The 15,700-nt window shown below is 45.6% G+C and carries 13 protein-coding genes; 5 read left to right on the top strand and 8 right to left on the bottom strand.

The features are described 5' to 3' along the window. Window positions 1-100 precede the first annotated feature (100 nt). A complete protein-coding gene (locus tag T426_RS0116420) occupies window positions 101-1,579 on the bottom strand; it encodes a nitrilase-related carbon-nitrogen hydrolase (protein WP_025865724.1) in 1,479 nt (492 codons plus the stop codon). 245 nt (window positions 1,580-1,824) lie between these two features. Continuing rightward, window positions 1,825-2,694 carry a protoheme IX farnesyltransferase gene (locus T426_RS0116415; RefSeq protein WP_025865725.1) on the bottom strand — a complete coding sequence of 290 codons (870 nt, stop codon included), beginning with the start codon at window positions 2,692-2,694 and terminating at the stop codon, window positions 1,825-1,827. 510 nt (window positions 2,695-3,204) lie between these two features. Between T426_RS0116415 and cyoA the strand changes: the two genes are divergently transcribed. From cyoA to T426_RS0116390, 5 genes are all read left to right on the top strand, one after another. Then, complete coding sequence (gene cyoA, locus T426_RS24045; protein WP_234406859.1) at window positions 3,205-4,215, top strand: ubiquinol oxidase subunit II; 1,011 nt, start codon at window positions 3,205-3,207, stop codon at window positions 4,213-4,215. A 1-nt stretch (window position 4,216) separates the two neighbouring features. Then, window positions 4,217-6,214 (top strand): cytochrome o ubiquinol oxidase subunit I, encoded by a 1,998-nt coding sequence (gene cyoB / locus T426_RS0116405; RefSeq protein WP_027585978.1) that lies wholly within the window; start codon window positions 4,217-4,219, stop codon window positions 6,212-6,214. Between the two features lie 13 nt (window positions 6,215-6,227). After that, a complete protein-coding gene (gene cyoC / locus T426_RS0116400; protein WP_025865727.1) occupies window positions 6,228-6,842 on the top strand; it encodes a cytochrome o ubiquinol oxidase subunit III in 615 nt (204 codons plus the stop codon). 46 nt (window positions 6,843-6,888) lie between these two features. Continuing rightward, window positions 6,889-7,215 carry a cytochrome o ubiquinol oxidase subunit IV gene (cyoD, locus tag T426_RS0116395; RefSeq protein WP_025865728.1) on the top strand — a complete coding sequence of 109 codons (327 nt, stop codon included), beginning with the start codon at window positions 6,889-6,891 and terminating at the stop codon, window positions 7,213-7,215. 329 nt (window positions 7,216-7,544) lie between these two features. Then, a complete protein-coding gene (locus T426_RS0116390) occupies window positions 7,545-9,935 on the top strand; it encodes a TonB-dependent receptor (protein ID WP_169737691.1) in 2,391 nt (796 codons plus the stop codon). Between the two features lie 15 nt (window positions 9,936-9,950). On the opposite strand, the gene T426_RS0116385 is transcribed toward T426_RS0116390, so the two are convergent. From T426_RS0116385 to T426_RS0116355, 6 genes are all read right to left on the bottom strand, one after another. Next, window positions 9,951-10,682 (bottom strand): LytR/AlgR family response regulator transcription factor, encoded by a 732-nt coding sequence (locus tag T426_RS0116385; protein ID WP_025865730.1) that lies wholly within the window; start codon window positions 10,680-10,682, stop codon window positions 9,951-9,953. 2 nt (window positions 10,683-10,684) lie between these two features. After that, window positions 10,685-11,707: a sensor histidine kinase gene (locus tag T426_RS0116380; RefSeq protein ID WP_025865731.1), complete on the bottom strand. Its 1,023-nt coding sequence runs from the start codon at window positions 11,705-11,707 to the stop codon at window positions 10,685-10,687. A 229-nt stretch (window positions 11,708-11,936) separates the two neighbouring features. Further along, entirely contained in the window at window positions 11,937-12,155 is a 219-nt protein-coding gene (locus tag T426_RS0116375) for a hypothetical protein (RefSeq protein ID WP_148303832.1), read from the bottom strand. A 91-nt stretch (window positions 12,156-12,246) separates the two neighbouring features. Continuing rightward, window positions 12,247-13,317, bottom strand: coding sequence for a ribosome small subunit-dependent GTPase A (gene rsgA, locus T426_RS0116370; RefSeq protein ID WP_025865732.1), 1,071 nt, complete (start codon window positions 13,315-13,317; stop codon window positions 12,247-12,249). Between the two features lie 560 nt (window positions 13,318-13,877). Continuing rightward, complete coding sequence (locus T426_RS0116365) at window positions 13,878-15,086, bottom strand: aldo/keto reductase (protein ID WP_027585976.1); 1,209 nt, start codon at window positions 15,084-15,086, stop codon at window positions 13,878-13,880. Between the two features lie 318 nt (window positions 15,087-15,404). Then, window positions 15,405-15,700, bottom strand: a 296-nt coding sequence (locus T426_RS0116355) for an integrase core domain-containing protein (protein ID WP_027585975.1), incomplete at its 5' end; no start/stop codon positions are given.

Raw genomic sequence — 15,700 nt, 5'->3', positions numbered from 1 at the left:
ATAATGGCAAATTGTTTTCCCGGTTTCGTTTGCCTGAAGTAAAGCCAGGGTTTGAAAGGTTTATAGAAAATCCCGGTTGTGCTGAGCAAAAGCAATTTATTTAAACGAGTATTTTTCGAACTGGAGGAATACTAAAGGCGATCAAAAAAATCAGACTGAGCCATCCCAGCCAATCGCCGGTTTTTCCATACAATGTTTTGATTCCCCTGACAGGAACTAAGGCATAAAGAATTCCCGAATCGGTTTCATCTGAATCCATTTGTGCCAATATTCTTCCGTGGTAATCTTCTGCATGGCTAATACCATTATAAGTTGGGCGGATGGTCGAGAATCCAAACTCGATGGAGCGTTGATAGTATCCGGGCGATAAACCTTTGGGATTATCATAGGAAGGATTCAGCATGATATCGACATGCTGTTGTGCAGCTTGCCTGATATATGAAGGGAAATTCATGTCCCGGCACAGCGATACACCGATTTTTCCGTAAGGTGTTTCAACAGTTTGTATGATTTCAGCACCCTTATGAAAGACACGGGTTTCACCGATGTCGCCAATGCCAAGCAAATATCGTTTGGTGTAATCAACCAAAATGTTTCCGTCGTTGTCGATTAACAGGCTTTTGTTGCTCCCTTTTCCTTCATTGGCGAAACAGGCATAGGCAATGCTCAGATATACATTGTTGTTTTTGGCAATCTTTCGACAAGCAGCCTGCAGTTGTTGTTCGCTATCTTCGTTGATGGTTATGGCATATTCCTGGAAAGCCACAATCCGTGCACCGTTTCGTACAGCGGTTGCCGTCAGGTTATTGATTCTGTCGATGGTTTGTTTGAAAGGTGATATGAGTTTCTTTTCATAAACCTCATTCATTGGAATCACTTTTCCGTTTTCCGGAAGTAAAACAACACTGGCCACTTTGACCATTTGGGTTTTCGGAGTCATGAATGATGAGATTTTTAATGCGCCGAATATGATAATTGCTGCAAAAACCGATAGAAATACGAGAACCGGTTTCCGTGCCCTCCGCCAAACGAAGTTGTTTTCCCACGCGTAGTTGACTATTGAAGCTATCCACGAAAAGAGAAAGGTAAATCCCCAAAGTCCGGTTAAGGAGTTGAGTTGCTGGAGAACCAATGGCCCGTAGGCATAAACGGTCTTGGCAACGGTCCCATCGAAAGGACCTTCCAGTGATGACAGGAAGAAGACAGCGGTTAGCGAAACGGGAAAAATGAGTGTCGATAAAAACGGCTTTTTCTGAAATTTTGGATACAGTAGTCTGTCAAGCAGGTATGGCAGGAAATATAAGATGGAAAGCAGCGTACTCCGAATGAGATTCACGACCAGAATCGTTGTCGAGCTACCAAAAAGGCCCCACAAGGCGATATTCATACTCAGTAAAAATCCGACGAAGGTCAACAAGCTGCCTCTTCCGGCAGGTTGTGTCCGGATGAAGCGCAGGATGAAAATGGGTGCAATAACTATGGCTACCGAAATCGTTGGGAAGAACATACTTCTTCGGGTCAGCATGAAAATACCAAAACCGAGAACAAAGATGAGAAGTGCGCGGTAGTTTGCTTTCATGACGGTGATATTTGGTTTCTGGAATGCCTTTGAAAAAAATTGTGAGACGAAGGTATGAGGTAGAATTCTGCTGGTAGTAGAGTATTTGTCGCGTAAAGCAGATTTAAATTACACAAAATGAGTGTAAATCTGAAGGTTAGTTGTTGCTAAGTTTTCGGAAAGTGGAAAATAAAAAAATCCGGTTAGGGAAATAAGTGCCCAAACCGGAATGGTATGTTGTTACGTTTATTACGAAAGAAAAACTCTTACATCAACGGGTCCACAATCATCGCGATAATGAGGACGAGTACAAAGTAATTGATGCTCATGAAGTACCTAAACGGGTTGAAATCGAAATAGGCTTTGCGCAGGAGTCTAGAGAACAAGGCGATTAACCATACCGCGGCGGCGAAAACCATGATTTTGAAGAACGTGGTGATCACCAGTCCCGAAAGAACAATCAGTGCTCCGATGATGGCGGTAGCAACCGTCCAGATGAAGATGGCCCGTTTGATTTGTACCGGTGTCATCACGGAAGTGATGGAAGGAAAGCCGGCCACTTCGTATTCTTTACCATATTTCAGCATGAGCAGCCAAAAGTGAGGCACCTGCGAAATGAAGAAGAAAACGGTGAGGACTATCAACCGGATGTCGAGCAAAGCTCCACCGCCGGCGACCCAACCGACAGCGGGAGGAATGGCGCCAATCACACTTCCCGGGATAACGGCAAACGCTGTCACCCGTTTTAATGGCGTGTAGATGCCGTTGTACCAAATAAACGCCATGAAACCGAGTATGGCGGCTTCCAGGTTACTGCCAATGTAAATAATCCAGGTTCCGGCCAGAATTTCGATGGCGGATATCAGTAAAACATTCCGTTCTGATATGCGTCCGGATGGCAATGGACGGTTTTGAGTGCGTTCCATCAACGCATCTTTGTCCCGATCCTGGTAATGGTTCAGGGCAGCCGAACCGCAGGCCAAGACAAAAATCCCAAGCATGGGTAAGATGACATTCGAATCGATGTGTTTGTTGGCCAGTACATAACCCGCCAGAGTCGTCAGGGTAACCACAAACGTAATCCGCGTCTTGTTCAGTTCAGTCAGTATACTTAAGAAATCTTTCAGTTGTTTCATGTTCTTACAAATGTCTCAATAAAACCAATTGTGCGACAAAAAGTTCTCCCGCCGAAATTGCTCTTAGAATTTTTTATTCCGGCAAATGACGAAATCTTTTCTGTCTTCGTTGTATTATTTAGACAAAATAAAAATAAATTTGCGACTGTTTTGTAAAATATGGAAGGTTATTTAACTTTTCATATTTAAAATTGTTAAATGACTGTATTCATGTTAAGCTCGGAAGGAGAGAAGTGGCGGTAAGTGTTTTAAAAATAGCATGATGTAATCATTTAGTAAAAGTTCATATATTTTAACAATTGATTGTGAGGCGATGATGAAGATGGCCGTAAGCGGGACCATAAGTATGAAGGGTGAGCTACGCTTTCGACCAGCGAAAATTGTTAATTTTATTCGTTTGGGTGCTAGGCGGTTTTAGTTTTGCCCTCCCGAAATTGAAGAAAATGTTAGTTGATACATGGATGTCCTATGAAATTGATTAAATCTGTTATAAATGTTGCGAGGAACTCAATGATGAAAAAAAATCGTTACAAATTTTTAATGGGAGTGGTATTGTTACTAGGCACGGTTTTCCTGAGCAGTTGTAGCAATATGGTGGTGCTCGATCCCAAAGGACCTATTGGTAGCGAGGAAGCATTCCTGATCAAGATCGCGTTTATTCTGATGTTGATCGTTGTACTTCCCGTTTTTGTTATGGTCATTTGGTTTTCGGTACGTTACCGAGCTTCTAACAAAAAGGCGACCTACAAGCCTAACTGGGCCCACTCACACAAAATTGAGCTGGTGGTATGGCTGGTGCCGATTGCCATTGTGGCAGCCCTTTCGTATCTGACCTGGGTCAAAACCCACGAACTTGATCCTTACAAACCGCTTGAGTCGGAAGTGAAGCCGATTCGTATCGAAGTGGTTTCGACCGATTGGAACTGGCTGTTCATTTACCCCGACTACAATATCGCGGTAGTGAACCATTTGGTTTTTCCGGCCAATGCGCCGCTAAACTTTAAGCTGACGTCGGCTTCGGTGATGACATCGTTCTTCATTCCGCAGCTGGGAAGTCAGATTTATGTGATGGCGGGTATGCAAACGAAGTTGCATTTGCTGGCCGATCACGAAGGAACCTATCTGGGACAAAACATCGAGTACAGCGGTAATGGTTATGAAACCATGCACTTCGATGCAGTTGCCACTTCTCAGGAAGAATTTGAAGATTGGGTGGAAAAAGCCAAGCAATCTCCGGATAAGATGACCCTGGCTACGTTTAAGGAGTTCAGCGAGCCCAATATTAATTACCCGGTTACCACGTATTCATCGGTGGCACCCAAGCTCTTTAACCACATCATGATGCAGTTCATGGGATGGATGGGCGGTTCGGACCACAATATGAATATGACGGATGATATGGACGATATGCACCACATGCATAGCATGCAGGATTCAACGAAAATGCATGAAGGACATGGTGCCATGACAATGCCGTCCGATTCGGGAGATGTACATACTAAAACTATGGAGGATAAATAATATGTTTGGAAAGTTGACCTTATCGGATATACCGTACAACGATCCGATCATCATGGGGGCCGTAGTCAGTGCTTCGCTGGCGGGCCTGGTAATAATAGCCCTGATAACTTACTTTAAAAAGTGGCCGTACCTGTGGCACGAATGGCTCACAAGTGTCGATCACAAGCGTATTGGTGTGATGTACATCGTACTGGCGCTGGTGATGATGCTGCGTGGATTTGCTGATGCGCTGATGATGCGTGGCCAGCAGGCGATGGCAGCAGGTGCCGATCACGGATACCTCACTGCTCACCACTACGACCAGATATTTGGTTCGCACGGTACCATCATGATCATCTTTGTGGCGATGCCGTTTGTGATTGGTTTGATGAACCTGGTGATTCCCCACCAGATTGGTGCGCGCGATGTTGCCTTCCCGGTGTTGAACTCGGTTAGTTTCTGGCTCACCGTTGCCGGTGCCGGACTGATTATGATTTCACTTGGTGTAGGTGAGTTTACCAACGCCGGCTGGTTCGGAATTGCTCCTCTGTTTGAGAAAACATATAATCCCGGTGTGGGGGTCGACTATTGGATGTGGGCCTTCCAGATAGCGGGGGTTGGGTCGCTCCTTAGCGGGGTGAACTTCCTGGTGACCATTGTCAAGATGCGGGCACCGGGCATGACCTGGATGAAATTACCGCTGTTCACCTGGACTACCGTGACCACCAACGTATTGATGATTCTGTCGTTCCCGGTGATTACCGGTGCTCTGTTCCTGCTGACGCTCGACCGTTACCTGGGCATGCACTTCTTCACCAACGATATGGGTGGTAACATGATGATGTGGAACAACCTGTTCTGGATGTGGGGTCACCCGGAAGTATACATTGTAGTTCTTCCGTCCTTCGGTATTTTCTCCGAAGTGGTGGCTACTTTCTCACGGAAAAAACTTTTTGGTTATGTATCGCTGGTTTGGGCGACCGCAGCCATCATGATTCTATCTTTCACCGTATGGTTGCACCACTTCTTCACGATGGGTAATACCGTTAATGTGAATATCTTCTTTGGAATTGCAACCATGCTGATTGCGATACCCACCGGGGTAAAAGTTTACGACTGGCTCTTTACCATGTACCGGGGGCGTATTACGTTTACCACACCAATGTATTGGGTGCTGGGCTTCCTCACCATCTTTGTGATTGGAGGAATGACCGGAGTTTTGATGGCGATTCCGCCGGCTGACTTCGTGGTGCACAACAGTCTGTTCCTGATTGCTCACTTCCATAATATGCTTATTCCGGGTGCTCTGTTTGGTTACTTTGCCGGCTTTGCGTACTGGTTCCCGAAAGTATTCGGCTTTAAGCTCGACGAAAAATGGGGTAAACGTGCCTTCTGGGGTTGGTCCATTGGCTTCCTCGTAGCATTTATGCCGCTGTATGTACTCGGGTTCATGGGTATGCCGCGTCGTATGGCACACTACGATACCATGGCCTGGCAGCCCTGGCTGATTGCCGCTGCTGTTGGTGCTCTCATCATTGGTTTGGGTATACTGGCGCAAGGCATGCAGATCTTTGTTAGTATCCGCGACCGTAAGAAAAATGTTGACCTTACCGGTGACTCCTGGGGCGACGGACGTACCCTGGAGTGGATGAGTTCTTCACCACCTCCTGTCTATAACTTCGCGGTTATCCCGAAAGTGAACGAGCTCGACGAATGGTGGGCCATGAAAGAAAATGGTACTGCATACCAGCGTCCGGCTGAATACCACGACATCCATATGCCGAAAAATGTGGCACGCGGACCGATTATCGGCGGTTTGGTACTGGCCTTTGGATTTGCGATGGTTTGGTACATCTGGTGGTTGGCTATTGCCGCTATGATTGGCATCATTGCTACCGTGATTATCGGTTCGTCGCACGACGACGAAGAATATATCATTCCGGCTGCCGAAGTGAAAAGGATTGAGGATGAGCGTTTCGAGCAATTGGCCGCTGCTCTGGAAGAAAAGAAGAATAATTAAAAATCTGACAGTAATGAATACTAACGTTTCACAAAACGCTTCAGTACATACCGCAGACGCGGAACATCACGATCATGGTGAGATTCGGACCTTCGGGTTCTGGATTTACCTCATGAGTGACCTGGTTCTGTTCTCTGTGCTCTTCGCTACCTATGCGGTGATTGGCTTTAACAGTGCCGGTGGCCCCACAGGAAAGGATTTGTTCGACCTACCTTACCTGTTCGTCGAAACCATGTTCCTGCTGGTAAGTAGCGTTGCCTTCGGTCTGACCATGATTGCCATGCACAACGGCAAACAAAAACAGGTCATCATTGGGTTAATCATAACGGCCTTGCTGGGACTCGGATTCATCGGCATGGAGATTAACGAATTTGTTAATATGATTCACGATGGTGCCGGTCCCGATCGCAGTGGATTCCTTTCGGCTTTCTTTACGCTGGTAGGAACACACGGTGCCCACGTTACCTTTGGTATAATCTGGATTGCTACCATGATTGGGCAAATTGCCAAATCAGGAATCACCGAAGGAATCAGCTCCCGTATGATGCGCCTCAGCCTTTTCTGGCACTTCCTTGACATTGTCTGGATTGGCGTATTCAGCTTTGTTTACCTGATGCACGTTATTTAAAACGGCTTACGGAAATTTGATTGTTGAAAATTTAAAAAGACAAAATATGAGTCAATCACATAGCGAAGAGATGGGAGCTGGCAAAATCACCACGAAAGCCTACGTTACAGGCTTCATCCTGGCGCTTCTGCTTACCATCGTATCATTCGGAATGGTTATGAGTCATGCATTCAGTCGCACTACGGCGATGGCCGGTTTGTTTGTGGCAGCTTTTGCCCAGATGGTGGTGCACCTGCACTACTTCCTGCACCTCGACAAATCGTCGGCACAGCGCTGGAACGTGATTGCCCTGCTGTTTACCGCCCTGTTGCTGTTTATCTTCGTGGGAGGAACGCTTTGGGTAATGTACACGCTCAACTCGCGGATGATGTAAGAATATAAAAGTACAACGGGCACTGTTCCAGAGATGGATACGGCGCCCGCTGCTTTCCATTGATTATTGTTCGAATCAAATGTAAGGACCGCTTTCTTGAAGGCGGTCCTTTTTTGCATTATGCTTTTTGGGAAAAAGTAAGTGAATCTTTTGCTGCTAGACATCCTAATCAACTGCTTTTCGATTAAAAACAGTCATTCACCGAATAGTTAGGGCCACTTATCGATTGTTTTTGCTTTCAGGCAAGAGAACCATCAATTTTACGAAAACCAAACTGCATAGCAATGAACCTGACCGCATTATCTTTGCTTTTAAAAAGCATCCTGTTCGTGTCTTTTTTTATTTCAACGGCTGTTTGTCATGCCGCTACGGAAGAGACCCGGGGAGAGGTCAAGGGTGTAATCAAAGACACATTAAACAACAGACAGGGGCTCGAGTATGCTACCGTTGCCTTATACAATCAGAACGATTCGGTCCTGGTAACAGGCACAATCACCGATAAAGAGGGATATTTTATTATCAGGAATATTCCTCGGGGGATTTATTTTCTAAAGATTACCTGTTTAGGGTACAGCGAAAAGACCATTCCTGATATTAAAACCAATGATAATGAGCAGAGGCTTGATCTGGGTGAGATCAAGTTGCATACGGTCGCAGAAGAAATAGGAGAGGTGGTGGTCAGTGCCGAAAGGAGGCCATTTGAATATCATATGGACAAAGACGTCATTAATGTCGCGCAAAGTCATAATCGGGCCGGGAGTATGACTGCTGATATTCTGGAAGATCATCCTGCCGTTGAAAAGGGATTAGACGGAGCTATAAAACTTCGGGGAAGCACTGATTTTATTGTTCTAATAAATGGCAAACCCACTGTCGACGAAAGTACTGATATCCTTAATCAGATACCGGCAGCCAGTTTGAGCAGAATCGAGATTATTACCAATCCTTCGGCTAAGTATGGAGCGAATCATGCTGCCGGTATTATTAACCTAATTACCAAATCGAACGAATTAAACGGCTTTTCGGGTAGTGTCGATGGTTCGCAATCAACAGCTGACAATCATAATGTGAGTCTGTCGCTCAGCTACCGAAACAAAAAAATGAATATCTCGACGGCAGCGAATGTCTACCGGAATCCCATATTTCAGGATCGTACTTCGGTCGAAGAACGGATGATTGATGGAGAAAACGGATTTCAGAACTTTCACTCCAACAATGTTCTTTTGTGGACCGGAAAAAGCCTAAATGCCGGAATCGATTATTTCGTGAGCGATAGAAATACCGCTTCTGTTTATGTCAGCCGGAGTTTATCGGTATTTGGATGGAGTCCGCAGAAAACCATCACCGAAGGGATTGTTCCGGATACCAGTTTTTATATTCTCGATGATTTTATGCGGAACAACCGGTATGGCTGGCATTTCAATGTGGGCGATGTTCATCGTTTTAATGAAGATGGACATCAGCTTCGTTTCGACGCTCACCTTATTGTCGTCAACATGGCGCGGATGAATAATCAGTATTTGTACAATAGTAATCAAGTGTGGGAAAATGACGGTCTGGCCGAATCGTATGATTTGAAAAGGCATCAGGACATTACCCGGCAGCAATACCAAATGGATTACTCGTTACCTCTTCGTAACAGTGGTAAACTGGAATCCGGTGTGTTGATGACACTGGATAAAAGACAGATCAAAAACAACATTGTTACCCATACGTTTTCCGGTAATCAGGTATCTCGGAATAACGACGAATATCGAAGTTTTAATAATCTTTGGGCAGCTTATGCAACTGTAACACGTGACATTTTGGGGAATCAAATACAGGCAGGTTTGCGCGCCGAGTACGAGAGCCGAAATACCACCTTACTCAACGGGGATTTTGATAACAGGTACCGGCAATTGAGTTTGTTTCCAAACCTGAATATTAGTCGTTCATTCGCGGACCATCAACGAATCGGGGTTGGCTATAGCAGAAGTATCTGGCGTCCGACCGATTTGCAGCTAAACCCAACGGTGTATTTCCGGGATATTTCGGGAGAGTTTGCCGGTAATGCCAATGTAAAACCTTCTTATACCAATTCATTAGAATTTAAGTATAACCGGTCATTCGGTGAAAGTTCGGTTTCAGTAACAGGTTTTTACAACCGGATGAAAGATAAGATCATGACTATCCGGTCCCTGACCGAAGATTCGGTTTACCGGAATAGTCCGGAAAATTTGCGTGGCAAACAACGGGATATCGGTGTCGAGCTGGCGGGGAGCTTTAGCTTGCTCAAATGGCTGTCGGTAAATGCGAATGGCAAAGTTTACAATGGCTACATAAAAGGAGAGGTTACCAATCAACAGATTGAGCGACATAAAAATGTTTGGTCGGCACGTGTTATTACCAACATCAAACCGTTTGATAATATGCGTATACAAGCGAATGCCTATTACAATGGTCCCAGCCTGGGTGACCAGGTTCTTATGAAGGAAATTTATGGTTTGAGTATCTCGGTAAGTCAGCAATTGTTTCAGAAGAGGCTATCTGTAAATATTTCCGGTAACGATGTTTTGCATACCGAAAAGCGAAAATTCATTTTGAGTGGCAGTAGTTTTAACCAACGAATAACTGACCGTTTTCCCAAACATCCGGTTTATACCCTGAGTGTGGCGTACAAATTCAATAATTATAATAAAAAGCAGCGGGATAATGTAGAACAGGGGATCGGTTTCTTTTGATGGGTTTGTTCTTCTTCAGGTAATTAGTTTTTTCGATTTTAGCAGACCAAAAAAATTCTTGCTGTAGGTTCCGCTGACCGAAATCACTTCATCACCCACTTTAATTCTGTTTCGTTCGATGGAATCGATATGCCGGATAGCCACAACGTACGATTTGTGTACCCTGACGAATTCATCAGCGGGTAACAATTCCTGCAGATTCCTAAAACTCAGTAATGTCATTATTTTCTTTTGATGCGTGACAATCCGGAGGTAATCTCCTTCTCCCTTGATGTATAAAATGTCGCGGTACCTGATTCTTTGGTGATGAAATCCAGTCTTAACAAAAATGAAGTCTTCGTGATTGGCCTCTTGATGACGAGTCATTTCTTTTTCACCCTCATTCGCTGGCATCATTTTCCGGTAAACTCTATCTGCAGCCTTCACAAAGCGCTCAAAGAAAATGGGCTTTAGCAGGTAGTCGATGGCTTCCAGTTCATAGCCAGTCAGTGCATAATCTTCGTAGGCGGTCGTGAAAATTACATAAGGACGATTGTTCAGCAATTTTAGAAACTGAATTCCGTTGATATCGTCCATCTGTATATCCAGGAAGATGAGATCAACCTGTTTTTTTTTCATGAAATCAATCGATTCCAACGGGTTTTCGAAAACAGCCATCAGATTTAAAAAAGGTATTTTCGATGCGAAATTACGGATGATATCCAAAGCTAACGGCTCATCATCTATGGCTATGCAATTGATGCTCATCTTTAAAGTTCTATGGTTAACCTGACTTCAAACTTTTTCTCATCCCGCTTTTTATTAATCTCCAAACGGTACTTGTTTTTGTAAAGCAGTTCCAACCTTTTTTTCACATTATCCAGTCCGATTCCGTTCAACCCGTTATTGGTCGGTGTGTCGCTTTTTTCTTTGTAATCATTTGTTACCTGGAGGAGGAATGTCTGCTGTTCAATTCCCAGTTTGATAATAATTCCCGGCGACGGGGCGTCTTTATTCCCGTGTTTAAACGCATTCTCGATGAACGGAATGAGTAACATGGGGGCGATGACTTTTCCTGAAAAATCCCCGCTAATCTCAACGGCAACAAAACCGGGGTCACGGAAACGTAGCTTTTGTAATTCGATGAAGCTTTGGAGGTAGTTGATTTCCCGGTCGAGAGATACTTTATCTGTGTCCGATTCCTTTAGCATGTAGCGCATAATTTCGGACAGGCGGGCCAGACCAACAGCTACCTTATCGGAACTTTGCAGCGCCAGCGAGTACAGGTTATTCAATGTGTTGAACAGAAAATGGGGGTTAACCTGGGCGCGCAATAAGGCTAATTCGCCGGCTCGCTTTTCGTTCATTAGTTCCATCTTTAATTGCTGGTCGTGGAACCAGAAAATGGTAAACCGCACCAAAAACGACAGACCAGTGTAAGTGAATACAAAGAGGGTTTGCAACCAGATGGATGTGTATTTATCAAGCCAGCTTTCTGTTTCGACAAATGAGAATATATAGCGGGAAACGCCTACCCTGAACGCGATATTGATTACGATGTAAATACCGATTAGTGTGAATAACCTTAATTTGGAATAATCAAAAATCCGGGTGAAGATGAGGAAGTAGGAACCATAAAATGTAATGAGGTTGATCAGAATCTGTACACCAACCATCAGGTAAAAAGCCTGCGATATGTCGCCATAATTCAGTGCAACGTACCGGGCATATTGCAGTACGTTAAAAATTAACCAGAAGGCAATGTGTAGCAGTATTTGATACGAGCGCTTCATTCGAGTAGTTAGATAAGTTCGGTACGCACCTGGCCTGTTTTTAATGATTGGACTTTTGAGCCGAATGCAGTCAGGCATTGTAAATATAAGCTAATTCGAAGTAAATTGTAGAATTGGTTCCTGCGAAAGCTTGCCCGGAATTAGGTGAATAACAAGATCGTCTTTTGCGGGGTGTCGCTTATCCTCAATTGTCACGAGTGGAAATTTCCAATGGTTTCGGAAAGGTATGTCATTCTTCCTTCTTTCGACGTAACACCCTTGTATCATGAATGACCTTAATCAGCCAGGCAAATAGGGAGAGTATCCATACATAGAAAGCAATAGTCGTTAGTTCGCTCGTGTCACTGATAGAAATCTTGATGTAATAGGATACGGTCATAAAAATGGAGACTAAAAACATGAAAATGGACATTATCCATTGATGCTTCATTCGGTTTCGTTTCGTCATCGTGAGTATTGTTCGTTGGTTTCTTTTGGAAAGTTAGTGCTTTTACTTTGTGAGGCTCAGGCTTGCCGTATCTTTTTCGGGTACTTTTGTTCTATTTTTCCCGGTTCTTGATATCCTTCTTCTTGTAGTTCTTCAGGAATTTCCCGAACTGTTTGTCTCTTTTTCGTCGCTCGGCTACCGTCGATTCAAAATGGCTTTTCTCCCGTTCCATTTTCATGTAATTCTCGTAAGCTTGCTCGTCGATTTCTCCTTTTTCGACGGCTTCCAGAATAGCGCATCCTGCTTCGGTGGTGTGCGTGCAATCCTTGAAGCGGCATTGTTGCGCCAGGCTGATAATCTCGTCGAAGGTGGTTTCCAGTCCGCTGGCGGTGTCGGCGATACCCACTTCGCGCATACCGGGATTATCGATGAGAATGCCGCCGTTCTCGAGGATGGTTAATTCGCGGTGACTGGTCACATGCCTCCCTTTGTGCGTGCTTTCGCTGATGACATCGGTCTTCATCCGGTTTTGCCCCGACAGGTTGTTTAACAGCGTCGATTTGCCCACGCCCGACGAACCCAGCAGACAGTAGGTCTTTCCTTTCTCGATGACGTTGTTCAGGGCTTCGTAGCCGTCATGGGTCTCGTTGCTGATAGCCAGCACGGGAACCTCTTTGATGCGATGTGTGATGCTGTCCTGTATTTCGGTTATTCGTTGCTCATCGATGAGGTCGGTTTTGGTGAGTACGATAATGGGACTGACGTTCGACGAATAACAGATGGTCAGATAACGCTCCAGGCGGTTAAGATTGAAGTCGCGGTCGACGGCCTGCACCAGGAAGGCGTAGTCGATGTTGGCGGCGATGATCTGCACTTCGCCGGAGTGCGAGACGGCCTGTCGCTTCAGGACGGAGGAGCGCGGCAGTATCTGGTGAATGATGGCGAAATCGGCGTCGTAAGGGGTCAGGGCCACCCAATCGCCCACGGCGGGGAAATCCTCACGGCCTTGAGCTGTAAAACGCATGTTCCCGGTTATCTCGGCCTCATATTCACCGTCGGCAGTGCGGACGATGTAGCGCTCTTTGTGTTCAGCTACAATCCGGCCAATCCCGAATTGCTCAAGTTGCAGTTCTTTTCTGGTTGCTTCAATCTGGTCAGTATAACCCAGGTCTGTTAGGTTCATTGCGGTTTGGTGTTTTCGTACGGGATGAAAAGATACGGATTTTTCAAGTTTTGCTTCCCGGGAATTGGGGAATTTTCCATTCAGCATCTACTCATCCCACCCCTTCTCTAACATAGAGAAGGGCTAATGCCGCTGCAGGATTGTATGGTTCGATTCCCAGATAAGAAGTTCTTCCGGCAAAGTCATAGGATACAAACATTGATTTGCTCACCGGCCCAGCCCCTCTTTACAATTGTAGAGAGGGGCAATCCGAATGCCATTCGGATGGGGTGAGTAGATTTTTTCGATCAAAAGAATAGCATCTAATCCGTATTTGTAGTTGTCCTTTTTTCTTGAAAACGTTGGTTGTGCTAATCATGAGATTGCCACGGTCGCTCATGCTTCGCTTCCTCGCAATGACGGAAAGAAGGGACTTTTGCCGAACAATAGTAACGACAGAAACAACTGCAACAACAGAAACCTCGAAGCGCAACCTGAAACTTGTAACTCTCTAACAACAGTAACAACAGAAACCATAGTAACCTCTAAGTGCAACCTGAAACCAAATCCGGATGGATGCTCTATACACTCAGCAAATCAATCGGTACATCCTTCAGCCGGGCAATGTCCATCACTTTGTTGCGGACATCGAAGCGGGAAGCGCAATTGACGTTGCAGACGTCGCACAGGTGACAGGGATTGTTCGACAGGTCGACCTCGGCCAGCGTGTGCCAGGCCTGCTCCAGGTTTTTGTAGCCATAGGCGTACATGTAGCTGCGCATGATGGTCGGGATGTCGAGGTGGTGCGGACACTGCGGTACGCACTGCTGACATTGCTGGCAATACAACCCTAAACCGTTTTCGGAAGTCATGCCCAACTCCTTCAGTTCCTGTTCGGTCATCTTCAGGTTCTGAATCATCTTCAGATTTTTCTGCACCAGTTCCACCGAGGTCATTCCCGATACGATGGACGAGATATTTTCATTCTGAAGCACCCATTTCAGCGCTGCATCGGTGTTGATGGACGGACCAGACTTGCTTCGGGCAGCGCCGGCCGTGGTTTTCATGGCCACGATACCCATTCCGGCTTTCGCCGCACGATGAATGGCGGTGTTCAGTTCTTCTAAATTCTGTGTCTTGTAGTTGTAACCTATCATCGCCACGTCGTACACGCCCGTTTCGGCAGCTGCGTTCAGCGCTTCGACGGTGCCGCCGTGCGAGGCAATGCCCACATACTTCACCTTGCCTTGTTTCTTCAGTTGCTCAAATGTCTTCAGCACGGCCTCGTTCTGGATGGTCTCTTTCTTCGAGGCAAACGGCAACAGTACGAAGTCGATGGTCTCCAGCCCGAAACGTTTGAGGCTGGCCTCGGCGGTTTTCATGTACTTTTCGACGGTAAAGCCGCTCATTAAGGTACCGGCGCCCTTGTTCATGTCATCGGGGATGGCAGCGGTGCCTACCAGGAAGCTGTCGCGGGGCAGGCCTTTCAACCCTTCGCCCACGACGATTTCATTGTTTCCGCGGCCATAGTAGTTGGCCGAGAAAAACAGCTTGACGCCGGATTCGTAGGCAGCCTTCACCAGTCCCGGTGAGGTGACGCCACTGGCTCCCATACTGATGAGCGGCGTGTGGATGCCGGTTTTGCCCAACGGGCGGGTAGGTAAGGTAGCAGGTGTGTTCTCTATGGCTTTTCCGGATGCATCGAGGCTGGTGCCCGAAGCGAGCAGGGCTGTTCCGGAGAGGCCCATGATACTTTTTTTCAGGAAATCACGACGGTTGTTCGTTTTCATAGCTTGGTTTTTTGGTGTCTTGCCGATTCAATGGTTCATTGGTTTGTCTGAAATAGTCGGGCTCCCATGCCGGAAGCAGGTAGTTTGGTTTGGGCTCATCTGTTTTGGTGGGGTAGGTGAGCGCACCTATTTGGTTTACTATTGTTAGCTGGCGGAAACCGTTCTTCCCGAAGCGATGTTCCAACGTTCAGGAAAAGACGATATTAAAGATAAGAATAATTGGAGCGCTATACACTTCAAGGGCATTTAAATCACCCCTTGGTTGTTTAAAGAGATATAGTTCGCGACGTGTGTATCGTCCTAAAAAAAGTTTACAGGTTAGACATTTAAATTTACTTGTTTTTTATAATAGGTTTTCCATCTTTTTTTGAGTGTACCTGATCTGAGATGTGCCTGTTCTGGTGTGAGCATATTACAGCTCAGATGTGGACGCTTATTGTTATACTTGTTTATTGTTTTTTCTAACTGACTGTTTGTGAAAATGATGTTCTTGCTTACTTCGAGATGAAGATATTCATCTTTAAGAATACCGTTAATTCTCTCGGCAATGGCATTGTCCCGTGGATTACTGTTCTCTGTCATGCTAACCTGAATTTGGTAATCCTGAAGCAGGT

The organism is Prolixibacter bellariivorans ATCC BAA-1284, assembly GCF_000621705.1.
In the GTDB taxonomy this organism is placed as follows: domain Bacteria; phylum Bacteroidota; class Bacteroidia; order Bacteroidales; family Prolixibacteraceae; genus Prolixibacter; species Prolixibacter bellariivorans.
This window is presented reverse-complemented; position numbering and strand designations above follow the sequence as displayed.

Coding starts and splice junctions, on each gene's coding strand:
- T426_RS0116380 (WP_025865731.1), bottom strand. CDS start 11,707: ATGAAGCGCTCGTATCAAATACTGCTACACATTGCCTTCTGGTTAATT.
- cyoC (WP_025865727.1), top strand. CDS start 6,228: ATGAATACTAACGTTTCACAAAACGCTTCAGTACATACCGCAGACGCG.
- T426_RS0116375 (WP_148303832.1), bottom strand. CDS start 12,155: ATGACGAAACGAAACCGAATGAAGCATCAATGGATAATGTCCATTTTC.
- T426_RS0116365 (WP_027585976.1), bottom strand. CDS start 15,086: ATGAAAACGAACAACCGTCGTGATTTCCTGAAAAAAAGTATCATGGGC.
- T426_RS0116385 (WP_025865730.1), bottom strand. CDS start 10,682: ATGAGCATCAATTGCATAGCCATAGATGATGAGCCGTTAGCTTTGGAT.
- cyoD (WP_025865728.1), top strand. CDS start 6,889: ATGAGTCAATCACATAGCGAAGAGATGGGAGCTGGCAAAATCACCACG.
- T426_RS0116420 (WP_025865724.1), bottom strand. CDS start 1,579: ATGAAAGCAAACTACCGCGCACTTCTCATCTTTGTTCTCGGTTTTGGT.
- cyoB (WP_027585978.1), top strand. CDS start 4,217: ATGTTTGGAAAGTTGACCTTATCGGATATACCGTACAACGATCCGATC.
- cyoA (WP_234406859.1), top strand. CDS start 3,205: ATGATGAAAAAAAATCGTTACAAATTTTTAATGGGAGTGGTATTGTTA.
- rsgA (WP_025865732.1), bottom strand. CDS start 13,317: ATGAACCTAACAGACCTGGGTTATACTGACCAGATTGAAGCAACCAGA.
- T426_RS0116415 (WP_025865725.1), bottom strand. CDS start 2,694: ATGAAACAACTGAAAGATTTCTTAAGTATACTGACTGAACTGAACAAG.